A 20,952-nucleotide genomic window follows, 5' to 3' on the forward strand; every position below is an offset into this window, starting at 1 on the left:
GTTGTACGACACCGCAAACACGAAGTTGAGCATCGCCGCCGCTCACAGCAGGCGCAAGGCCGAACGCTTGGGAAACAGCAGCAGTCCCAGCAGCTGCGGACAGGTCCGCTCCCACGGGTTTTGCGTCCGCACCCGATAGATGACCGTCCTCAGGCTCTGCGTCAGTCGCATTCATGTAGGAGTAATTCCACATTCGGCATAGGACGGATCCTGATTTTTCCTAGCGCCGTGGATCTGTCCTAAATGCTGATAGGGTCGCCCGCTTTCAGAACTCGTTATCAGGGAAGACAGATGACACGACCTTCTTTTGCTATCGCCTGGGCAGCCTCTCGGCGGATTTACGACCCTGCCGACTCCAGCGCCAGGGTTTCACGCATGATCGGCGGCTATGTCGCAGTGAATATTAATAACCCCGTCCCTAACCAGCGCTGGACTAACACCTGTGCCGTTCGCATGAGCTACATATTGAATCAGGCTGGTTTGGTTATTCCGCCCGTCCTTGGCCAGACAGTCTCAGGAGCGGACAAACGTCAATATTTCTTCCGGGTGAAAAATCTCATCGATTTTTTACAAAGGCAGTGGGGCAAACCTGAGGTCGTCAGCTACCCCCCTCCAGACGGTGGAAAGTTCGCAGACAAAAAGGGCGTGATCCTGTTCGAAGTGTCAGGCTGGTCGGATGCCCAAGGCCATGCAACGTTGTTTGATGGCCGCATTTGCTACGATCAGTGCTACTTCAACGAGCCAGAGGCAAGTTATCGTACCGATCGCGCATACTTCTGGAGTCTGCCGTGATTTACCTGTCAATAATTGCATTGGGCATTACAGTGGCGTTTTCCTGTGTTTCGGTTTGCGAAGCGAAGGGTGATTGGGGCAATTCCCCGCAGGCAGGGGCACGTACCTACGCGCAAAACTACAAGGATATGGCGCTGGCAACATGTATCACCACTGCTTACAAACATGACGCGGATGTCGTCAAGGACGCCGGAAGTAGTGTGAGCGCGTTGAGGGACTGGAGCTCTTATGATTTGGAGCAAGCCCCGTTTGCTATCCGTGAATTAGTGGATGATTACCTGACCAGGGATTATCACAATCCGATTGTGGAGTCGGAAGTGAAGGGCGTTCGTTTCGATTTGTTGAAGTGCCTAGACCTTTATCACAGCGCTGAGTTGGCTGCCCAGGTCGAGCGTCTGGTCATCGACCCTGACCACACGTACAGGCAAGACAGCGCCTCACCGGCAAAGCCGTAAACGAATGCGTGCCTCGTAACGGTCCTCTTCGCCAAACCCGAGATCACCCCCGATCCCTGTAGGAGCTGACGAGCCCGTGCGAGGCTGCGATGCGGTGTGTCTGATATACCGCAATCGCAGCGTCGCACGGGCTCGGCAGCCTACAAAAGCGGGGCTTCGCGCTGCAATTCCGTTCTCGCTACAACTGCTCCTTCACCTTCACCGCGAACCCCACCGGCAATACATCCAGCTGATACCGATTGGCAATCACGCCGCAGTAACTGGTGCGGGCCAGGTAGGCGCCCGGGCCTTGCAGGTAGGCGCTGATGTCCTGGACTTCTTCGCACAGCTCGAAGGTGCGGTTTTTCAGGTGGCCGCTGGCCTGGGCCGAGCGCAGGGCGCCGTTGGGGGTCCAGTCGGAGATGATCAGGGCGCCTTCCGGTGCGGCTTGTTCGTAACTGCGCACGAAGGCTTCGGCGGAACGATCCGGCAGGTAGGGCACCATGAAGTAGTGAATGTCATCGCGAAACGGCAGTTTTTCGGTGTGGGTGGGCAGTTCGATGATGTGGTGGGCGTACACCGAATACACCAGCAGGATCGCCACCGGCGAACACAGCACCGAGGCCGGCATCAACCGGACGGCACCGAGCCAGGACAGCACCGCCTGCAAGCGGATCACCCCCAGCAGACTCAGCAGCACGACCCCCGGCAGAAAAAACGTGAAGCGGTCGGTGACGTTGTACGACACCGCGAACACAAAATTGAGCATCGCCGCCGCCCACAACAGTCGCAGCGCCGAACGCTTGGGAAACAGCACCAGCCCCAGGAGCTGAGGGCCGATCAGAGACAGCATCAGCAGCACCACCGAGTTTTTCTCGTGCCACATGTCGTCGAAGCGAAACAGCGAACCTTCCCACGTCAGCTCGGCCGTGCGGTCAGGGATGCCGATCAGGTAGCGATGACCGATCTCCAGCAGGCTGCGCCCGGCTTCCATGTCCTGAAGGATCGCCGGAAAGGTCACGGCAAACCCCAGGGCCGCACCGGGAAGGGTCATCAGCGCGCGCCAGCGGTATTGCCACACCAGTTGCGCGTACAGCGGCAGCAGCACGATGAACGTCAGTTGATGGATCGCCGCCGCCAGGCCGGTGAACGCCCCGATGATGAACAGCCGCTGCAGGGTGCGCAGCCTGAAACGGGTGTCGAAATGCACCATGTACGCGGCCATCACCAGCAGCGTGTGCAGCAGGTACACCTCGGCTTTGGTCGAGACCCAGAACACCGCGTGGGACAACACCGCCACGCCAATGGCCAGCAATGCCTGGCGACGGCTGGCACCGACGCTGGTGCCCAGGCGGAAGATGACCCACGCCAGGGGGATCAGCAGGAACGAGTTGAGCAGGCTCAGCAACTGCGGGCCGAACAGGTCGAACACCGCTGTGATGAAAAACTGATAGAGCGGATGATCCAGCGGCCCCAGGGATTCACTGAAGTACCGGCCTTGTGAGGCGTCGGCGAGGAACACGCCATTGTCCATCCATTGAATCGGCCCGCTGGAAGCCACAAAACTCCAGACGATGGCGCCAATCACCAAGAGCCGCGGAATGAGGGTCGATGACCGATCTCGTGTGCCTGCAAGCATGACTGCTACTCCTGTCCCTTTTCCGTGCGTGAAAGTGCGAGCGTGACGCTATTGAACCGGTTGACTGTGCAGCGGGGTCTCGCCCCTGAGCCTGAGCAACATGACCGCGCCGATGGCCACGGCAAACCACAGGGTGGCCAGGCGAATCAGCACGGTGGCGGCGATGGCGTCGGCGCTGGACATGCCTTTCCACACCAGCAGCCCGACCATCACTGCTTCTGCGCCGCCCAGGCCGCCGGGCATGAAACTCACCGCGCCGGCCAGCATCGCCAGGGCGTAGACGAAGACGGCGAAGGTCAGGGGAATGTCGGCGCCCATCCACTGCAGAATCCAGTGGAAGGCCAGGGCCTCGGCACTCCAGGCGATCACGCTGAGCGCGGTCAGGCCCAGCATCAGGCCCAGGCGATGGCAGCGCTGGGCCTGCAGCAATACCTGCATCAAGTGCTGCAGCAGGCCGACGACCTTGCCGCCGCGGTTGGGCAGTATCAGCATCAGTCGCTCCAGCAAGCGACGCTGGGACAGCACCAGCAGACCGACCAGCACCAGACTGACGCCGACCACGATCATCGGCAGCGCTTCGGGGTACAGCGACAGGCCGAACAGGGTCAGCAGCACCACCGCGAACAGGTCCGACAGCCGCTCGCTGAAAAACGCCGCGAAGCTTTTCGGGTACGGCACGCCCCAGCGCTTGAGCAGCACACCGCGCAGCGCTTCACCGGCTTTGCCGGGGGTGGTGGTCAGGGCAAAACCGGCCAGGTAAATGTTCAGGCTCGGGCGCCACGGCATCGGATGGCCTAGCACCTTCAGGTACACCTGCCAGCGCACGAAACGCAGGCCGTAATTGACCGACGACATGAGCAGCGCGATGACGATCCCCACCAGGCCGACTTCACCCACCGCCAGGCCCACCGCGTGCCAGCCGCCCCACAGCGAGAAGCCCAGATAGCCGAGCGCCGAGCCGACTACCGACAGCAGCACCGCGCGGAAGCGCCAGCCCGAGAGTTGCAGGGACTCGCTCACAGGTTGAGCCTCTTGAACACGGGCTGGGGAATCGAGCGGATGACCCACATGATCAGCGCCCAGAAACCGGGGGCGTACAGGGTCGGCACCTTGTTGGCGATCCCGGTGACGATGCGTTGTGCCACCTGCGCCGGTTGCGCCAGCAAGGCCGCCGGCAGGTTCAGGCCCTTGGTCATCGGCGTTTCGACAAAGCCCGGTTTGATGGTGGTCACGTGCACGCCGACTTTGAACAGCCTGGCCTGCAAGCCTTCGCAGTAGGTCGAGACCGCCGCCTTGGCGCTGCCGTACAAGTAATTGGAGGGCCGCCCGCGATCGGCCGCCACCGACGAAATGATCGCCAGGCTGCCGCAGCGCTGGGTCTCGAATTGCACCGCCAGCACCGTCAACAGAGCAATGACCGAGGTGCCGTTATTGGCAAACTCGCGCAGCGCCAGGCCGACGTCGGTTTCGCAGGCTTTCTGGTCGGGCAGAGTACCGTGGGCGATCAGGGCGATGTCGATCTGGCCCAGCGCGGTCAGGCAGCGGCTGAGCATCAGCGGGTGCGCCGCCACGTCATTGGCGTCCATTTCATGCAGAGTAACGTGCCGCGCGCCACGCCCCTTGAGGTCGGCGGCGGTCTGTTGCAGCTTGTCGACGTTGCGCGCCACCAGGAAGAAATCACTGCCTTGCGTGGCCCACAAACGGGCGCAGGCACTGGCGATGGCCGAGGTAGCGCCGATGATCAGGACTCTTTTCATAACGGGTTTGATACCTCTTTCATAACACCACGCGTCTCCAGAAACGGGACATCAGGGCGGGATCGCGCAGCGCTTCCAATTGCTCCCAGGCGGGGTAGGCCTGACGAAAATCGGCGCCACTCATGTGAGCGTCCTTGGCCGGGTACAAGCGGCCACCGGCGGCCCGGACAATCTCGTCCAGCCGCGGGAACACAACGTTTTCCAGGGTTTCGCTCTGAGGAAAATCCAGCGCCAGGGATGTACCGGGCAGCGGGAACGACAACAGGCCGGGGGACGGCAAGTCGCCGCAGCGCTTGAGCACGGCCAGAAACGAGCCCTGGCCTGAGTCGGCAATCGCGGCCAGCAGTTCGCCCATGGCGACCTCGGCACTGGCGTCGGGGATGACGCACTGGTACTGCTGAAAACCGCGCCGGCCGTAGATCCGGTTCCAGTGCAGCACGCGGTCCAGCGGGTAGAAAAAAGGCTCGTAGCGACTGCGTTTGCCGGTGCGTTGGGCGGGGTGCAGGCGCCAATAAGCGTTGTTGAACGCGCTCAACGACAGGTGGTTGATCAAGGACACCGGCGGTGTCAGCGGCACGCTCAACTTCGAGCGCTGGCCGACCTCCAGCGAACCGTATTGGGCGTGGTCGCCGACGATGAACACGCCGCGCCCGCTGTCTGCGCCCTTGGCCAGGCAATCGACCCAGGCGACGCTGTATTCATGCTGCGCGTCCAGTTCGGCGGACAGGGCGAAGAACTCCGCCAGATTGGCAAAGCGCTGCACGGTGAAGTCGATCTGGCTGGCGCGGATCGGCATCAACTGGATGTCGGCCCATTCGATCACCCCGGTCAGGCCCAGGCCGCCAATGGTCGCGGCGAACAGCGGGACGTTGACGGTCGCTGAACAGGTCATCGGCGCCTGGCCCTGACGCAGCAGGCCGAAGCTGCGCACGTGCCGGCCGAAGGTGCCACGCACGTGATGGTTCTTGCCGTGGACATCGTTGGCGATGGCGCCGCCGATGGTCGCGAACTGGGTGCCGGGCGTGACCGGCAGGAACCAGCCCTGGGGAATCGCCACCGCCAGCACCGCCGCCAGGGAGATGCCGGCTTCCACCCGCAGCGTCCCCGCCAGCCAGTCGGCGCTGATCACCCGGTCCAGTGCGTTCATGTGCAGCACTTCATCGCTGCTGGCCAGGCAACTGTCGCCGTAGCTGCGACCGTTGCCGAACGGCAGGCTGCTCTGATAGCGGTCGATCACCCGCTCCAGATGGGCGGGCAGATCCTGCAGCCACTCGCAACGGTGCCCGCGCTGCGGGGTGTGGGGGAAGCGTCCCCAGGAATACAACGGCGCGCTCATGCGGCGATCCAGAACATCATCATGAACGCCGCGCCGATCAGCTGGCTGGAGCGGTCGCGGATGGCGAACACCACCGGGTCATCGTTCATCATGCCGCGATGGGTGAGCATCCACACCCGCGTCACCCAGAACAGCAACAGCGGGCACGCCAGCCAGATGACGTGCGGGGTGCCGTATAGCGCGGTGGTGGCGGCGTCCTGGATGTACAGCGCCAGGACCATGACCGCCAGGTAACCGGACGACGCGCCCAGGGACGCGATCATGTCCAGGTCGCCCGGGTAGTAGCCGCGCCCCCGGGCCATGGTGTTGACCTCCCGGGCCCGGGCGTCCCGCAGTTCGGCGTAGCGCTTGACCATGGCCAGGCTCAGGAACATGAACATCGAGAAGGCCAGGATCCAGAACGTCAGCGTCAGGTTGAACGCCGCGACGCCGGCGATGATGCGGGCGGTGTAGAGCATCGCCAGCACAATCACGTCCACCGCCATCATGCGTTTGAGGCTCAGCGAGTACCCCAGCGTCAGGCAGTAATACGCGGCCATCACCGCCGAGAACTGCCACGGCAACAGCATCAGCGCGCCGCCGAACGACACCGCCAGCAACGTTGGCACCAGCAACAGTCCCGCCTTGATCGACAGCTTGCCGCTGGCGAACGGGCGGTTGCATTTGCTCTTGTGGTGGCGGTCGTCGCACAGGTCCAGCAGGTCGTTGAGGATGTAGACGCTGGAGGCGCACAGGCCGAAAAAAAGGAACGCCAGCACCCCGTCGCGCACCAGTTCGAACTGGCTGATGCGGTGGGAGGCCAGCAGGGGCACGAAGACCAGGGCATTTTTCAGCCACTGGTGCAGGCGCAATGCTTTGCGCCAGTCCCGCAGGCTGGCGGTGTTGGAACGCACCACCGGCTCGATCTCGCGCACCGCTTTAATACGTTGTTCTACACCCGAATGAGGGTTAATCAGCCAGGCCTGGCGTGACACTTTCCAGATGGGCACGTCATCTTTGGAGTTGCCCAGGTAGTCAAAGCCGCCCTCGCCGTAGTGGGCCACTAACAGGTCGCGCTTGTTATCGCCGGACAAGTTTCGGTTGGTATTAGAGGCCAATACCAGATCGAACAGATCAAGGTGTTCGGCAATCTTTTCCGCCAGGCTGACATGGCTGGCGGTGGCCAGGACGATCATCCGGCCGTTGGCCTTTTCTGCCTTGATCATCTCGATGACCTGCGGGTCGTAGGGCAGCACCGAGACGTCTATCTGGGTCTCCAGCGCCAGGCCTTCCTTGAGCGCGGCCTTGCCTTGAAACAACCAGCCGAGCAACTTGTAGACCTTGAGCGGCTGGCTTCTGATAAACGCCATCGCTGTTTCCATCAGCAAGTCCGAACGCAATAAAGTGCCGTCCAGATCAACTACCAGCGGCGGGTAAGTTTCAAGAACTCGTCCCTGAATTCTGGCCATAGTGAGTGCTCCTTGGGGGTCGGCTCGACTATAACCACGATCAGTTTTTCGCGGACTCCATTTATATTAAACAGGGTCGCTGACAACGACGGGGGCCTGACGTCAGAAATAACCGAGCGTTTAAAGTTGCACTTTGCTCAGGTGCCGTAGCAAAGAAGAAACAACTTCGCGGCGTTTTTTTGGCGAAGCGGCCATGCCCGTTATTTGGCGAGCAGGGGGGCGTGATGGGTGGGTTGCGTCTGCACGGTTGCTGTCATAATGACCGCGATTTCATACCCCTGCTGCTGGGTCCCTCCGACGTTGAGGCTGTTATGACAAATCCCTTGCTCCTGGCGTTGGTGCCGCTGGTGGCCGACCTGTCCCGCGAACTGCCGGACGAGGAACGCTACCGGCGGCTATTGCGGTCCCTGCGTCAATTGCTGCCGTGCGATGCGGTGGCGCTGCTCAAGCTTGAAGGCGACGTGTTGGTGCCGGTTTCGGTGGAGGGGTTGAGCCCGGACACCCTGGGGCGGCGATTCAAGGTCGACGAGCATCCCCGGCTCAAGATCATTCTTGAACAGCAGGGGCCGACCCGTTTCTGCGCCGACAGCGAGTTGCCGGACCCCTACGACGGACTGGTGGACGGCCTTCACGGGCATCTGGAAGTGCACGATTGCCTGGGCTGTCCGCTGTACGTGCAGGACACGCCGTGGGGGGTGATCACCCTCGATTCCCTCGATGCGTCACGCTTCGGCAGCCTGGACCTGGACAACCTGCAAGCGTTCGCCAGCCTGGCGGCGGCGACGGTCACGGCCAGTGAGCGGATCAATCAGCTGTCGCGCAGCGTTGAAGATCAGCGCCAGTTGGCTGAAGCCTACAAACGCGCCGCCGGCGGGCGGGGCCCCCGGGAATTGATCGGCCAGAGCGCGGTGCACAAGCAGCTGATGCAAGAGATTGAGCTGGTGGGCAACAGTCCGCTGAGCGTGCTGATCACCGGCGAGACCGGGGTCGGCAAGGAACTGGTCGCCGAAGCCCTCCATTTGAATTCCCCTCGGGCGCACAAACCGCTGATCAGCCTCAACTGCGCGGCTTTGCCGGAGTCGCTGGTGGAAAGCGAATTGTTCGGCCACGTGAAGGGTGCGTTTTCCGGCGCGGTCAGTGGCCGCAGCGGCAAGTTCGAACTGGCGGACGGCGGCACGATCTTCCTCGACGAGGTCGGCGAATTGCCGCTGGCGGTGCAGTCCAAGCTGCTGCGTGTGCTGCAGAGCGGACAGTTGCAGCGGGTGGGTTCTGATCAGGAGCACCATGTGGACGTGCGGATCATCGCCGCCACCAACCGCAACCTGGCGCAAGAAGTGAAGGAAGGGCGCTTTCGTGCCGACCTCTACCACCGCTTGAGCGTGTACCCGCTGCGGGTGCCGCCGCTGCGGGAGAGGGGCCGTGATGTGCTGTTGCTGGCCGGTTATTTTCTGGAAGAAAACCGCGCGCGCATAGGGCTGCGCAGTTTGCGGATCAGCCCCGAGGCGCAGAAGTTGCTGGTGGGGTATTCATGGCCCGGCAACGTGCGCGAGCTTGAACATTTGATTAGCCGTGGGGTGTTGAAGGCGTTGTCCGGTCACCGGGAGCGCCCGAGCATCCTCACCATCGAGGCTGCCGCGCTGGGCCTTGATGACTCAACCGCCAGCCCCGCACCGACCCTCGCCATCGCCGGCGATGCCCCCACCGTCCAACCGGGCGAAGGCTTGAAAGACGCAGTGGATGCCTTCCAGTCGATCCTGATCAGCGAAGCCCTGGAACGTCACCACGGCAAATGGGCAGACGTCGCCCGCGAGCTCGGCGTCGACCGCGCCAACCTGAGCAGACTGGCCAAGCGGTTGGGGATTCGCTGAGAAGGATGACCAGACGCACCACCGCTTTCGCGAGCAAGCTCCCTCCCACCTAGGCTCATTGATCGTTCCCACGCTCTGCGTGGGAATGCCTTGCGTGACGCTCTGCGTCACAGGACGCGGAGCGTCCAAACAGCTGTTACCACGAGCGTGGGAACGATCATCAGACGTGCGAACTCGCCTTTACCTCAATGCGCAATATCTTCCAGCGCCAGGTTCCGCGTTCTCGGCCCGAAGGTGGCGATGGTGATCATCACGATCAGCATGCTCACCACAATGAACGTCAGCACCCCCGGCGTGCCGAAGTGGTCGAGGAAGAAGCCGATCAACAGGCTGCTGAACACCGTCGACAACCGGCTGAACGAATAGCAGAAACCCACCGCCCGGGCGCGGATGTTGGTGGGGAACAGCTCGCTCTGGTACGAGTGATAACTGAAGCTCAGCCAGGCGTTGCAAAAGGTGATCATCACCCCGCAGAACACCAGGCCCACCGGGGTCGTCTGCTGGGCGAACAGGGTGCCGAAAATCATGGCGCCCAGGGCTGATCCGACAATCTGCCACTTGTTCTCGAACCGGTTGGCGAACTTGACGAACAACAGCGGGCCCAGCGGGTAGGCGAGGGTGATGATGAACGCGTAGCCCAGGCTGTGAGTGACGCTGACGCCCTGGCCGGACAGCAACGCTGGCAGCCAGTTGCCGAAGCCAAAGAAACCGATGGCCTGGAACACGTGGAAGACAATCAGCATCAGCGCCCGACGCCGATACGGCGGCTGCCAGATGTCGGCGAACCGGCCTTTGCCTTCCACCGCCACGTTATGGGTTTCCGGTTCGTCGAGGATTTTGCCGGGTTCCTTGCGTTGCAGGTCGTCCACGCAACGGGCTTCGAGGTCGTCCATGATGCGCTCGGCTTCTTCGAAGCGGCCGTGTTGCGCCAGCCAGCGCGGCGATTCGGGCAAACGTGAGCGCAGCCACCAGATGAACAGCGCGAACACGGCGCTTGCCAGCACCACAAACCGCCAGCCGGCAATGCCGAACGGGTCTTGCGGCACCAGCCACCAGGACATCAGCGCCACCGCCGGCACCGACAAAAACTGCACGAAGAAGGCAAACGCAAACGCCGAGCTGCGCATGCGTTTGGGCACCAGCTCCGAGAGGTAGGCGTCGATGGTCACCAGTTCGATGCCCAGACCGATGCCCACCAGAAAGCGCATGCAGATGATGCCCAGCGCCGAGGTCTGAAGCCCCATCAGCACGGTGGCGACGGTGTACCAGATCAGCGCGAAGGTGAAAATCGCCCGCCGGCCGTAGCGGTCGGCGATGGGGCTCAGGCAGCTGGCGCCGAGAAACAGCCCCAGGAACGTCGCCGACGCGAAGGCCGCCTGGTCGGAGAACCCGAACACGCCCTGGTTGCCGGTGGCGAACAGGCCATCGCGGATCAGGCCGGGGCTGATGTAGGCGGTCTGGAACAGGTCATACAGCTCGAAAAAGCCACCGATGGACAGCAGCGCGACCAGTTTCCAGAGTGTGGCAACAGCGGGCAGGCGATCAATGCGCGCGGAAATGTGCGCAGCCCGCAGCGGGTCAATCCCGTCGGGGCCATTAGCCGTCTTCGCGGCCGTTTGAGCAGAGGCAGACATGAGCAGATTCCAGATCCGTAGGAACCGCATAGTAACGAATCGAGACAAAACATTTCTGCGCGTTTAAGCTCCCCGACTCATCGTCACCACCCCCGGATTCCCGTGAAGTACAAACTGCCTACCACCGCCACCGCGCCGTTTTGCCCCTCTGCGGTGACCGACACGGTATCGATCCCGGCCAACGCCTCGTTCGCCCGCAAGATGATGCTGTTTGTCGGCCCCGGCCTGCTGATCTCCATCGGCTACATGGACCCGGGCAACTGGGCCACGGCGATCGAGGCCGGCTCGCGCTTTGGCTACTCGCTGCTGTTTGTGGTGGTGCTGGCCAGCCTGTCCGGCATGGTCTTGCAAAACCTCTGTTCACGGCTGGGCATCGCCACCGGCCGGGACCTTGCACAGTTGTCGGCGCAGCGCTACAGCCCCAACGTGGCCAAGGGGCAATGGATCCTGGCGGAGCTGTCGATTCTGGCGACTGACCTGGCGGAAGTGCTGGGCGCCGCGCTGGCGTTTCACCTGCTGCTGGGGGTGTCCATCACCACCGGCGTGGCGTTGACCGCCTTCGACACGGTCATCGTGCTGGCGCTGCAGGGCGCCAATTTCCGCCGTCTGGAAGCCATCATCCTCGGCTTGATCGCCACCATCGCCACCTGCTTTTTCATCGAGCTGATGCTGATCAAACCGTTCTGGCCTGACGTGTTCGCCGGGCTGAAACCGTCGTGGGACGTGCTCAGTAACCAGGAGCCGCTGTACATCGCCATCGGCATTCTCGGCGCCACGGTCATGCCCCATAACCTGTACCTGCACTCGTCGGTGGTGCAGACCCGGGTCAACGGCAAGACCGAGGCGAACAAAGCCAGCGCGATCCGCTACGCCCGGGTCGACACCATTGCCTCGCTGAGCCTGGCGCTGATCATCAACGCGGCGATCCTGATCCTTGCAGCGGCGGCCTTTCACGGCACCGGGCACACCGGCGTGGTGGAAATCCAGGACGCCTATCACCTGCTGGACCCGCTGGTGGGCGGGACCCTGGCCAGTGTGTTGTTCGGCGTCGCGCTTCTGGCGGCCGGGCAAAGCTCGACCTTTACCGGCACCATCGCCGGGCAGGTGGTGCTCGAAGGTTTCCTCAACGCGAAGATTCCCTGCTGGCAGCGTCGGCTGATCACCCGGGGCCTGGCGTTGATCCCGGCGTTCATCGGGGTGATCTGGTTCGGGGACGGCGCGGTGGGCAAGATGTTGGTGCTCAGTCAGGTGGTCCTCAGCCTGCAACTGCCGTTCGCGCTGTGGCCGTTGATTCGTTTCACCAGCGACAAACAACTGATGGGCCCGTTTGCCAACAGCACCACCACCAAGGTTCTGGCCTGGGGTTTGTTCGGCTTGATCTCGGCGGCCAACCTGACGTTGATGTATTTTTGGGTGAGTTGAGCCTCCGATCACCTTTTCTCTTGTGGGAGGGAGCTTGCTCGCGAGGGGCCAATACATTCGAAGCAGATGTATCTGCCTTGCCATCGTCATCGCGAGCAAGCTCCCTCGCACAAGAGCTGCTCTGAACTCCCCAGCGCCGAGGAACTCACAACCCAAAGGCCGCCTCCGGCCACAGGTGAGGATCAAGGCATGGCGACCACGAGCATTTCCGAGCAGGCCGATGTTCGCGGCGAGGTGTTCGAAACCGATCTGCCGTCGCGGCTGGATCGATTGCCCTGGGGGCGGTTTCACACCCTGCTGGTGATTGCCTTGGGCATCACCTGGTTGCTCGACGGGCTCGAAGTGACCCTGGCAGGCTCGGTGTCCGGGGCGCTGAAAGACAGCCCCGTGCTGCGCCTGACCAACAGCGACATTGGCCTGGCCGGCGGCGCCTACATCCTCGGTGCGGTGCTCGGCGCGCTGTTCTTCGGCTGGCTGACTGACCGTCTCGGGCGGCGCAAGCTGTTCTTCATCACCCTGATCCTCTACGTCAGCGCCACCGCGGCCACGGCGTTTTCCTTCAGCCTGTGGAGCTTCATGCTGTTTCGCTTCCTCACCGGCATGGGCATCGGCGGCGAATACACGGCCATCAACTCGACGATCCAGGAGTTCACCCCGGCGCGTTTTCGCGGCTGGGTCGACCTGACCATCAACGGCACGTTCTGGATCGGTGCGGCCATCGGGGCGGTGGGCTCGATTGTGCTGCTGGACCCCGGCTGGATCGGCGGCGACCTTGGCTGGCGCCTGTGTTTCGGCATCGGCGCGGTGTTGGGTTTGCTGATTCTGGTGATGCGCCTGTGGCTGCCGGAAAGCCCGCGCTGGCTGCTGATCCACGGCCAGACGGAGGAGGCGAAGCAGATCGTCGAGAACATCGAACAGCGCTTCCGCGATCAGGGCCATGAATTGCCAGCGCCCACCGGCAAACCCCTGCGCCTGCATGCCCGGGATCACACGCCGCTGGGTGAAATCTTCCAGACCCTGTTTGTCGCCTACCGCCAGCGCGCGCTGGTAGGCATGACCTTGCTCACCGCCCAGGCCTTTTTCTACAACGCGATCTTCTTCACCTACGCCCTGGTGCTGACCGAGTTCTACGACGTGCCGTCCGCGCACATTGGCTGGTACGTCCTGCCGCTGGCGCTGGGCAATTTCTGCGGCCCGCTGTTGCTGGGGCGGTTGTTCGACGTGGTGGGCCGGCGGGTGATGATCAGCCTGACCTACGCCATTTCCGGTGTGCTGCTGGCCATCAGCGGCTACTTGTTTCAGCAGGAATTACTGACGGTGACCCAGCAGGCGATTGCCTGGATGGTAATCTTTTTCTTCGCCTCTGCCGCCGCCAGTTCGGCGTACCTGACCGTGGCCGAGACCTTTCCCCTGGAAATCCGCGCGCTGGCCATTGCCGTGTTCTACGCGTTCGGCACCGGCCTGGGCGGGATTATCGGCCCGACCCTGTTCGGCGAACTGATCGACAGCCATGATCGCGGCAACGTGTTCATTGGCTACCTGATTGGCTGCGCGCTGATGCTCATCGCCGCGTCGGTCCAGGCCATCTGGGGCGTGGCCTCCGAGCGTAAATCCCTGGAAGAAGTCGCCCGCCCGTTGTCCCAGGCCCATGATTAACCTGCATACGCCACACACCCTGTAGGAGCGCGCTTGCCCGCGAAGCGCATTCACTGACACACCCCACCCGCCGCTTCGCCAACAAGTTGGCTCCTACAATGCGGCAATAGCGTCAGCGGGGCTGTTCTGCCATCGCCTTGTCCACGCTGCCGTTGGCCTTGAGGGTGGCAAACGCCTGGCGGATGCGCTCGACGATCTCGTCCGGGGTCTTTTTGCTGACGGCGATGTAAAGGCCTTTGGACAATGCGTCCAGGGTGTAGACCGCCTCCAGATCAGCGAACGCGATGTGCAGGTCATCGCACTGTTCCCGTGCTTCGCGTTCCGGCAAAGGCACCAGGTCGACTTGCCGGCTGATCAGCTTGCGCAGGTTGTCCAGGTTGTTGGGTGACACCACGATCCTGGTAAAGCCTTTGTTTTCGAGGTACTCCTGCCGCGAATCACCGCGCACCACGCCGACGCTGTAGCCCTTCACGTCCGACAGGGCCGCGACCTGCACCTCCGTGCGTTCGCGCAGCTTGTAGAAACTGTGGGTCACCTGATCCAGCTCGCCGACCCAGGTGAACAGCGCTTCGCGTTCGGCGCTGCGCAGCATCGGGTAGATCAGCACGTTACCCTCCAGCCGTGCCATGTCGTAGGCCCGGGCCCACGGGTAAAGGGTCATCCGGTAATCGGTGATCCCCGCCAGGGCCAGGGTCTGTTCGACGATGTCGCTGGCAGCGCCGGCCACCTTGCCATTTTTCAAGAAGCTGTAGGAGGAATCCTCGGTCACCACCTGCAGTGGTTGCGCCTGGCTGAGCGTGCAGGTCACCGCCAGCCATGACGCGCATAAAAGACTCACGGAACGGGTCATCGGGTGCCTCGGGAAAGTGCGCATGTCAGCTGACGCTCCGGTTTCGGCCTTGGCGCTTGGCCCGGTACAAGGCTTTGTCGGCGCTCTGCAACAGTTGGTCGAAGCGAGCCATGGTGGCCGTGTTCAGCTCGGCGATGCCAATGCTCATCGTGACCGACGACGACACCGGCGACGCGCCGTGGGGCAGTTGCCGACGGGCCAGCACCTGGCGCAGGTGCTCGGCGGCGGCGTGGGCCTGGGGTTCATCGAAGCCGGGCAGCAGGACCGCGAACTCCTCACCGCCCAGGCGCGCCACCAGCTCGCCGGAACGGGTGAACAAGCCGCTCATGAGCGCCGCCACCTCGCGCAGACATTGATCGCCCGCCGCGTGACCGTGGGTGTCGTTATAGAGTTTGAAGTGGTCGATGTCGCACATCAGCACCGACAGGGGTTGCTGGTGGCGCAGGGCCCGGTTGAATTCCAGCTCCTTGAGCTCATCGAAGTGCCTGCGGTTGGCCAGGCCCGTCAGCGGGTCGAAGCGCGACAGGGTTTCCAGCCGGGTGTTGGCCGCCTGCAACTCCGCCGTGCGCTGCTCCACCAGCTCGGCCAGGTGGTCGCGGCTGGCCGACAGCGTGACTTCGTCCAGCGCCTGACGGTCCAGGTGCGTGGCCAGTTTGTCCTGCAGATCGTTGACCCCGGCTTCGAGCAGGGTCAGTTCATCGCCGTGGTTGCAGTGGCGTTCCAGCGTCAGGTGCTGCCTGAGGTTCTGCGGTGTCAGCTGGCTCAGGTGCCGGGCGATGTGCCGAACGTGCAGGGTCACCGAGCGGTTGAACATGCCCATGATCAAGCCGGCCAGGGCCAGCGACTGAATGATCTGGGTCAGCACGATGATTGCCACTTCCCGCCAGAGCCGTTTCCACAGCAGGCTTTCATCGCCCTCGATGCGTAACGCCCCGACGTTTTCATGGGCGCCGGGGTAGGGCGCAACCGTCAGTTCGCGTTGCAACATCGGCGCACGCCCCTCATAGACATGGCCAGGGCGGATCCGCTCAATGACTTCCGGTACGCGGCCCGGGCGGATGATGGTCAGTGCCACATGCCCCACCGGCGCGGCCTGGGCCACGCTGTCGACCTGGGCCTGAAGGGCTTCGCTGTCCATTTCCCAGACCGCCTTGGACAGCGTGCCCTGGAACACCTGATCGATCAGCGACAGCTCGGCGGTCATCATCGCGACGTTGCTGTCCCAGGCAAACCAGGTGCGCACGGCGACCGTCGCCACGGTAAACAGCAGGCAGAACGCCAAAGTGGCGACCACCAGCCGGCGGCCCAGTGAGCGCTTGTGCAGCGGGGTGTCCGTCATCGGGGCGGACGGCTTTTCGGACTCTACGGGCATGCTCAGTTCCACTTCCGGACAATGGCGTCATAGGTGCCGTCGTCATGGATCGCCTGAAGGCCCTGCTGAAACAGCTGGACGGTTGCATCCGGCGTTCGCCTGCTGAACGCGATACTGAAGCCGCCGCTGTCCTCCAGCTCCGGCAGCCTCAGGGACGGGATCAGCACCCGGGCCGGGTCGTCGCCAGCCATTCGCGCCAGGTAGCGTGCATTGAGCTCATCGGAAATCCACAGGTCGACGTGCCCCAGCCGCAGCTTCTGGTAATTGAGCTCGTACCGAACGCTGCTCTGCAGCTGAACGCCGACGGTGAACTGCTTGCCCACCAGGTACTGCTCGCCGACGTCCTCATTGACGGTCGCCGTCTGGAAGCGCTTGGCGTCCTCCAGCTGCTGCAACTGCACCGGATGATTGACGTAGGAGAACAGGTACCAGCGCGAGAACCCCAGGGGGCCGACCCACTTGAACAGCGACTCGCGCTCGGGCGTGCGGGTGATGGAATAAATCAGGACGTTTTCGTCGTTGAGCGCCAGGTCATAAGCCCGTGCCCACGGCATGGACTGGACGGTGGCCTGCACGTGGATCCGCTTGAGGATCGCCTGGACCACCTCGGTGCTCATGCCGGTGAGCTTGCCGTCCACGGTCATGTTGTAGGGCGGCAACTCCTCGGTGACGATGCGAATCGCCGACGGCGCGTCGTCGGCCTGCGCCGGGGCCACGAGCAGGCACAGCAACGCAATGCTGAGCAGGGCTCGGACGAGGGGGCGAAGCGACAGCGGCGGTGTCATGGACAGCGATCTCATTGACTGCAATCGCGCGCCGCGCCGTCCCGGACAGGGTTGGCAACTAACGACGGACGGCTTCTCACACTTGCATTATCGGCCTGGCCCTCGCGGGCTTGAGCCACTCGTATGACAGCTCGTCGGCGGATTGCGGCGTTCGATTGAATGGAAGCACCGCCCGGTGACGGTGCGCGTCTGTGGTGTTTTGTCGCCTGTCCCGGCGCCGGTTCTTTGATCTGGATCAAGGGGCGGCACCCGGTCTGTAGGAAAAATACCGGCATTCCCGCCGAGTATTGAACATGCCCGCTCATTTCGATTTCCTGAAAAAACCGTTGGCCCGGGAAATCGCAGTGATTCTGCTGATCAAGCTAGTGTTGCTCATGGGAATCCGCAGCGTCTGGTTCGACGCTCCGGTGGCCGTCAAGGATGACGGCGCTCAAGTCGGCCAGCACCTGCTGGGCACACCTCCCGTTCCTTCTGAGAAGGTCCCAAAATGATTTCGGAATCAGTCGTCGACTTATCTCGGCTGCAATTCGCCATGACCGCGCTGTACCACTTTCTGTTCATCCCGCTGACGCTGGGGATGACGTTCCTGCTGGCGATCATGGAGTCGGTCTATGTCATGACCGGCAAGCAGGTCTACAAGGACATGACCCAGTTCTGGGGCAAATTGTTCGGCATCAACTTCGCGCTAGGTGTGACCACCGGCCTGACCATGGAGTTTCAATTCGGTACCAACTGGGCGTATTACAGCCATTACGTAGGCGACATCTTCGGCGCGCCGCTGGCCATCGAAGGGATGATGGCGTTCTTCCTCGAATCCACCTTCATCGGCCTGTTCTTTTTTGGCTGGGAGCGCTTGTCGAAGGTCCAGCATTTGAGCGTGACCTGGCTGGTGGCGCTGGGCTCGAACCTGTCAGCGCTGTGGATCCTGATCGCCAACGGCTGGATGCAGAACCCGGTGGGCGCCGAATTCAACTTCGTCACCATGCGCATGGAGCTGACCAGCTTCAGCGACCTGATCTTCAACCCGGTGGCGCAGGTCAAGTTCGTGCACACCGTGGCCTCGGGCTACGTCACCGGGGCGATTTTCGTGCTGGCGATTTCCAGCTGGTACCTGCTCAAGGGCCGGGACGTCGCCTTCGCCCGGCGCTCGTTCGCCATCGCCTCGGCGTTCGGCATGGCCTCGATCCTGTCGGTGATCATCCTCGGTGACGAGTCCGGCTACGAAATCGGCGACGTGCAGAAAACCAAGCTCGCGGCCATCGAAGCCGAGTGGGAAACAGAACCGGCGCCGGCGGCGTTCACCCTGTTCGGCCTGCCCAATCAGGCCGAACAGCGAACCGACTACGCGGTGAAGATCCCGTACGCGATGGGCATCATCGCCACCCGCTCGGTGGACAAACAGGTCACCGGGATCAAGGACCTGGTGGCCGAGCATCAGGGGCGCATCCGTAACGGCATGGTGGCCTACGGACTGCTGGGCCAGTTGCGCGGCGGGGACAAAAGCCCGCAAACCCTGGCTGCGTTCAATGCCGTGAAAAAAGACTTGGGTTACGGGCTGCTGCTCAAGAAATACACCGACACCGTGGTGGACGCCAACGATCAGCAGATCAAGCAGGCGGCGCTGGATTCGATCCCGGGGGTGGCGTCGATTTTCTGGACCTTCCGCCTGATGGTCCTGAGCGGGATGCTCATGCTGCTGCTGTTTATCTGCGCGTTCTGGGCCTCGGCGCGCAAGAACGAAACCCGCAAACCCTGGCTGCTCAAGTGGGCGCTGTACAGCCTGCCGTTGCCGTGGATTGCCACACAGACTGGCTGGTACGTCGCCGAGCATGGCCGTCAGCCGTGGTCCATCGGCGAAGTGCTGCCCGTGCATCTGTCGGCGTCGAGCCTGTCCAGCGCCGATGTCTGGGGTTCGTTGCTGGCGCTGGTGGCGTTCTACACCGTGCTGCTGGTGATCGAGATGTACCTGATGATTAAGTTCACCCGCCAGGGCCCGAGCAGTCTGCACACCGGGCGTTATCACTTTGAGCGCGAGGCTGAACCTGCGCGCATCCCGTCCCCCATCCTGGCTTGAGGAGCAACGAGCATGTTTGATTACGAGAGCCTGAAACTGATCTGGTGGGTGCTGGTGGGTGTGCTGTTGATCGGTTTCGCCCTGACCGACGGCTTTGACCTGGGCGCCGCGATGCTGATGCCGTTCGTGGGCCGCAGCGACAATGAGCGGCGGGTGGTGATCAACACCATCGCGCCCCACTGGGAAGGCAATCAGGTGTGGCTCATCACCGCCGGTGGCGCGTTGTTCGCCGCCTGGCCGCTGGTCTATGCGGCGGCGTTTTCCGGCTTCTATTGGGCGCTGCTGCTGGTGCTGTTCGCGCTGTTCGTGCGGCCGGTGGGTTTCGATTACCGCAGCAAACTGGCCAACACCCGCTGGCGCCAGAGTTGGGACTGGGGGTTGTTCGTCGGCGGACTGGTGCCGTCGCTGGTCTTCGGCGTGGCGTTCGGCAATTTGCTGCTCGGCGTGCCCTTCCAGTTCGACGACACCCTGCGCTCCAGTTATCACGGCACGTTCTGGCAACTGCTCAGCCCGTTCGGCCTGCTGGCGGGGGTGGTCAGCCTGAGCATGCTCGGCCTGCATGGCGGCACCTGGCTGATGATGCGCACCGACGGCGCCGTCGGCCGACGTTCACGCACCGCCGCGTTAGGGATGGGGCTGGTGTTTGTGCTGAGTTTTGTCGGGGCCGGGGTGTGGCTGGCGGTGGGTGGTATCCAGGGTCTGGTCATTACGTCGGCGTTCGATGCCGGTAGCGCGCTCAATCCCTTGGGCAAAACCGTGGTCGCCGGCAACCACGGCTGGATGGGCAATTACACGCGCTACCCGCTGACGCTGATCGCGCCGTTGCTGGGAGTGTCCGGCGGTCTGCTGGCGTTGCTCGGCACGTTGGGGCGGTCGGGCCGGCTGGCGTTTCTGGGCAGCAGCCTGGCAATCATCGGCACCCTGTGTACCGCAGGCTTTGCGCTGTTCCCGTTCGTGATGCCGTCGAGCCTTGATGCAGCGTCCAGCCTGACCGTGTGGGACGCGGTGTCCAGCCACAAGACCCTGATCATCATGCTGGTGGCGGCGACGATCTTTATCCCGCTGATCCTGTGCTACACGCTGTGGTGCTACGCCAAAATGTGGGGCACGGTCACCACCACGCACATCGACAGCAACCCCCACGGTTTGTATTGAGGAGAACGTTATGTGGTATTTCGCCTGGATTCTCGGCGTGTTGCTGGCTTGCAGCTTCGGGATTATCAATGCGTTGTGGCTGGAGGCCTCCAACAGCCTGGGCGAGGAGGGGCACCATGACGACTGAGGCCCTGGCGGTGCCGCGCTGGCAGGGGTTTGCGCGGGGCGTGTCGTTGTTGATGGCGATCCCGCTGAGTCTGGTGCTGTTGATCCACCCGGCGTCGATGCTGGATGCGCAGGGGCATTACAGCCACAACCTGTTGATGCTGGTGATGTGGGGGGTGGGCGGTGGTTACGTTCACGGCGTCGGCTTCGATCCTCGCGCCCTGGCCTGGCGGCTGGTGTTTCATCCGGTGCTGGCGTGGGGGTTGATGGCGATGGGGTTCTGGATGTGGGGGATGGGGATGGCTGGCCGTTGATGATCGCTGCGCTGCAGGGGTGGCTGTGGGAGGGAGCTTGCTCGTGATGACGGCGGATCACGCGATTCCCTGTAGGAGCTGCCGAGGCACGAAGGCTCCGGGGTCGCGCTCGACCGATGCGGTTTGTCTGACACCCCTTAGATCGTGTGCATATCCATTATTAGCGGTGTGGCTGATATCGGTTCCGCTCTTACAGCGGGTCACTTTTTTCAAGAGCCCGGATTGCCGGCCCAGAAAAAAGTAACCAAAAAGGCCCTGCTCCCGGTTTGGCCCGACTTCGTCGGGTTCCCTCACTCCGGCGACGCTCCGTG

The 20,952-nt window shown here is 62.7% G+C and carries 20 protein-coding genes; 10 read left to right on the forward strand and 10 right to left on the reverse strand.

Annotated features, from left to right (window positions below; all coding sequences use genetic code 11):
- The first annotated feature begins 291 nt into the window (after positions 1 to 291).
- Together ABQX22_RS25730 and ABQX22_RS25735 are read left to right on the forward strand one after the other, a co-directional pair.
- Entirely contained in the window at positions 292 to 792 is a 501-nt protein-coding gene (locus ABQX22_RS25730; protein WP_349802682.1) for a type VI secretion system amidase effector protein Tae4, read from the forward strand.
- Complete coding sequence (locus ABQX22_RS25735; RefSeq protein WP_349802683.1) at positions 789 to 1,247, forward strand: type VI secretion system amidase immunity protein Tai4; 459 nt, start codon at positions 789 to 791, stop codon at positions 1,245 to 1,247. The genes ABQX22_RS25730 and ABQX22_RS25735 overlap by 4 nt, the downstream gene beginning before the upstream one ends.
- Positions 1,248 to 1,425: 178 nt before the next feature.
- On the opposite strand, the gene ABQX22_RS25740 is transcribed toward ABQX22_RS25735, so the two are convergent.
- Genes ABQX22_RS25740 through ABQX22_RS25760 form a run of 5 tightly spaced genes read right to left on the reverse strand, consistent with a single transcriptional unit; the run spans position 1,426 to position 7,406 of the window.
- Positions 1,426 to 2,865 (reverse strand): hypothetical protein, encoded by a 1,440-nt coding sequence (locus ABQX22_RS25740; protein WP_349802684.1) that lies wholly within the window; start codon positions 2,863 to 2,865, stop codon positions 1,426 to 1,428.
- A 48-nt stretch (positions 2,866 to 2,913) separates the two neighbouring features.
- Positions 2,914 to 3,885, reverse strand: coding sequence for a lysylphosphatidylglycerol synthase transmembrane domain-containing protein (locus tag ABQX22_RS25745; protein ID WP_349802685.1), 972 nt, complete (start codon positions 3,883 to 3,885; stop codon positions 2,914 to 2,916).
- Positions 3,882 to 4,622, reverse strand: coding sequence for an SDR family oxidoreductase (locus ABQX22_RS25750; protein ID WP_349802686.1), 741 nt, complete (start codon positions 4,620 to 4,622; stop codon positions 3,882 to 3,884). The genes ABQX22_RS25745 and ABQX22_RS25750 overlap by 4 nt, the downstream gene beginning before the upstream one ends.
- Before the next feature lie 19 nt (positions 4,623 to 4,641).
- Positions 4,642 to 5,958, reverse strand: a complete 1,317-nt coding sequence (locus ABQX22_RS25755; RefSeq protein ID WP_349802687.1) for an FAD-binding oxidoreductase — start codon at positions 5,956 to 5,958, stop codon at positions 4,642 to 4,644.
- Positions 5,955 to 7,406 carry a UbiA family prenyltransferase gene (locus tag ABQX22_RS25760; protein WP_349802688.1) on the reverse strand — a complete coding sequence of 484 codons (1,452 nt, stop codon included), beginning with the start codon at positions 7,404 to 7,406 and terminating at the stop codon, positions 5,955 to 5,957. The genes ABQX22_RS25755 and ABQX22_RS25760 overlap by 4 nt, the downstream gene beginning before the upstream one ends.
- 311 nt (positions 7,407 to 7,717) lie before the next feature.
- On the opposite strand from ABQX22_RS25760, the gene norR reads away from it, so the two are divergent.
- Positions 7,718 to 9,274 (forward strand): nitric oxide reductase transcriptional regulator NorR, encoded by a 1,557-nt coding sequence (gene norR / locus ABQX22_RS25765; RefSeq protein WP_349802689.1) that lies wholly within the window; start codon positions 7,718 to 7,720, stop codon positions 9,272 to 9,274.
- Positions 9,275 to 9,459: 185 nt separating this feature from the next.
- Here the strand turns inward: norR and ABQX22_RS25770 are convergent, their stop codons facing one another.
- Positions 9,460 to 10,908, reverse strand: a complete 1,449-nt coding sequence (locus ABQX22_RS25770) for an MFS transporter (protein WP_349802690.1) — start codon at positions 10,906 to 10,908, stop codon at positions 9,460 to 9,462.
- Between the two features lie 102 nt (positions 10,909 to 11,010).
- Here ABQX22_RS25770 and ABQX22_RS25775 point away from each other — a divergent pair, with 102 nt between their 5' ends.
- Both ABQX22_RS25775 and ABQX22_RS25780 read left to right on the forward strand, forming a co-directional pair.
- Positions 11,011 to 12,330: an Nramp family divalent metal transporter gene (locus tag ABQX22_RS25775; protein WP_349802691.1), complete on the forward strand. Its 1,320-nt coding sequence runs from the start codon at positions 11,011 to 11,013 to the stop codon at positions 12,328 to 12,330.
- Positions 12,331 to 12,519: 189 nt separating this feature from the next.
- Positions 12,520 to 13,986, forward strand: a complete 1,467-nt coding sequence (locus tag ABQX22_RS25780) for an MFS transporter (protein ID WP_349802692.1) — start codon at positions 12,520 to 12,522, stop codon at positions 13,984 to 13,986.
- Positions 13,987 to 14,098: 112 nt separating this feature from the next.
- Here ABQX22_RS25780 and ABQX22_RS25785 read toward each other — a convergent pair whose 3' ends face one another.
- From ABQX22_RS25785 to ABQX22_RS25795, 3 genes are read right to left on the reverse strand one after another with little or no spacing between them, the layout of a single operon-like run.
- Positions 14,099 to 14,836: a substrate-binding periplasmic protein gene (locus ABQX22_RS25785; protein WP_349802693.1), complete on the reverse strand. Its 738-nt coding sequence runs from the start codon at positions 14,834 to 14,836 to the stop codon at positions 14,099 to 14,101.
- A 25-nt stretch (positions 14,837 to 14,861) separates the two neighbouring features.
- Complete coding sequence (locus tag ABQX22_RS25790; protein ID WP_349802694.1) at positions 14,862 to 16,208, reverse strand: GGDEF domain-containing protein; 1,347 nt, start codon at positions 16,206 to 16,208, stop codon at positions 14,862 to 14,864.
- Between the two features lie 2 nt (positions 16,209 to 16,210).
- Positions 16,211 to 16,993, reverse strand: a complete 783-nt coding sequence (locus tag ABQX22_RS25795) for a substrate-binding periplasmic protein (RefSeq protein WP_349802695.1) — start codon at positions 16,991 to 16,993, stop codon at positions 16,211 to 16,213.
- 293 nt (positions 16,994 to 17,286) lie between these two features.
- On the opposite strand from ABQX22_RS25795, the gene cydP reads away from it, so the two are divergent.
- The 5 genes from cydP to ABQX22_RS25820 are packed head-to-tail and all read left to right on the forward strand — an operon-like array spanning position 17,287 to position 20,641.
- Positions 17,287 to 17,484 carry a cytochrome oxidase putative small subunit CydP gene (gene cydP, locus ABQX22_RS25800; RefSeq protein WP_349802696.1) on the forward strand — a complete coding sequence of 66 codons (198 nt, stop codon included), beginning with the start codon at positions 17,287 to 17,289 and terminating at the stop codon, positions 17,482 to 17,484.
- Positions 17,481 to 19,067, forward strand: a complete 1,587-nt coding sequence (locus ABQX22_RS25805) for a cytochrome ubiquinol oxidase subunit I (protein ID WP_349802697.1) — start codon at positions 17,481 to 17,483, stop codon at positions 19,065 to 19,067. The genes cydP and ABQX22_RS25805 overlap by 4 nt, the downstream gene beginning before the upstream one ends.
- Before the next feature lie 12 nt (positions 19,068 to 19,079).
- Positions 19,080 to 20,222: a cytochrome d ubiquinol oxidase subunit II gene (gene cydB / locus ABQX22_RS25810; protein WP_349802698.1), complete on the forward strand. Its 1,143-nt coding sequence runs from the start codon at positions 19,080 to 19,082 to the stop codon at positions 20,220 to 20,222.
- A gap of 10 nt (positions 20,223 to 20,232) precedes the next feature.
- The gene (gene cydX / locus ABQX22_RS25815; protein ID WP_349802699.1) at positions 20,233 to 20,349 is read left to right on the forward strand and encodes a cytochrome bd-I oxidase subunit CydX; all 117 of its coding nucleotides are present in this window, start codon (positions 20,233 to 20,235) and stop codon (positions 20,347 to 20,349) included.
- Positions 20,339 to 20,641: a cyd operon YbgE family protein gene (locus ABQX22_RS25820; protein WP_349802700.1), complete on the forward strand. Its 303-nt coding sequence runs from the start codon at positions 20,339 to 20,341 to the stop codon at positions 20,639 to 20,641. Before cydX ends, ABQX22_RS25820 begins: the two co-directional genes overlap by 11 nt.
- 57 nt (positions 20,642 to 20,698) lie before the next feature.
- Here the strand turns inward: ABQX22_RS25820 and ABQX22_RS25825 are convergent.
- Positions 20,699 to 20,952 (reverse strand): hypothetical protein (locus ABQX22_RS25825; RefSeq protein WP_349802701.1); only part of this gene is annotated, 254 nt, incomplete at its 5' end.

It is taken from the genome of Xanthomonas sp. WHRI 1810A (genome assembly GCF_040202885.1).
Lineage (GTDB): Bacteria > Pseudomonadota > Gammaproteobacteria > Pseudomonadales > Pseudomonadaceae > Aquipseudomonas.

Coding starts and splice junctions, on each gene's coding strand:
- ABQX22_RS25730 (WP_349802682.1), top strand. CDS start 292: ATGACACGACCTTCTTTTGCTATCGCCTGGGCAGCCTCTCGGCGGATT.
- ABQX22_RS25740 (WP_349802684.1), bottom strand. CDS start 2,865: ATGCTTGCAGGCACACGAGATCGGTCATCGACCCTCATTCCGCGGCTC.
- ABQX22_RS25750 (WP_349802686.1), bottom strand. CDS start 4,622: ATGAAAAGAGTCCTGATCATCGGCGCTACCTCGGCCATCGCCAGTGCC.
- ABQX22_RS25755 (WP_349802687.1), bottom strand. CDS start 5,958: ATGAGCGCGCCGTTGTATTCCTGGGGACGCTTCCCCCACACCCCGCAG.
- ABQX22_RS25760 (WP_349802688.1), bottom strand. CDS start 7,406: ATGGCCAGAATTCAGGGACGAGTTCTTGAAACTTACCCGCCGCTGGTA.
- norR (WP_349802689.1), top strand. CDS start 7,718: ATGACAAATCCCTTGCTCCTGGCGTTGGTGCCGCTGGTGGCCGACCTG.
- ABQX22_RS25770 (WP_349802690.1), bottom strand. CDS start 10,908: ATGTCTGCCTCTGCTCAAACGGCCGCGAAGACGGCTAATGGCCCCGAC.
- ABQX22_RS25780 (WP_349802692.1), top strand. CDS start 12,520: ATGGCGACCACGAGCATTTCCGAGCAGGCCGATGTTCGCGGCGAGGTG.
- ABQX22_RS25785 (WP_349802693.1), bottom strand. CDS start 14,836: ATGACCCGTTCCGTGAGTCTTTTATGCGCGTCATGGCTGGCGGTGACC.
- ABQX22_RS25790 (WP_349802694.1), bottom strand. CDS start 16,208: ATGCCCGTAGAGTCCGAAAAGCCGTCCGCCCCGATGACGGACACCCCG.
- ABQX22_RS25795 (WP_349802695.1), bottom strand. CDS start 16,993: ATGACACCGCCGCTGTCGCTTCGCCCCCTCGTCCGAGCCCTGCTCAGC.
- cydP (WP_349802696.1), top strand. CDS start 17,287: ATGCCCGCTCATTTCGATTTCCTGAAAAAACCGTTGGCCCGGGAAATC.
- ABQX22_RS25805 (WP_349802697.1), top strand. CDS start 17,481: ATGATTTCGGAATCAGTCGTCGACTTATCTCGGCTGCAATTCGCCATG.
- cydB (WP_349802698.1), top strand. CDS start 19,080: ATGTTTGATTACGAGAGCCTGAAACTGATCTGGTGGGTGCTGGTGGGT.
- cydX (WP_349802699.1), top strand. CDS start 20,233: ATGTGGTATTTCGCCTGGATTCTCGGCGTGTTGCTGGCTTGCAGCTTC.
- ABQX22_RS25820 (WP_349802700.1), top strand. CDS start 20,339: ATGACGACTGAGGCCCTGGCGGTGCCGCGCTGGCAGGGGTTTGCGCGG.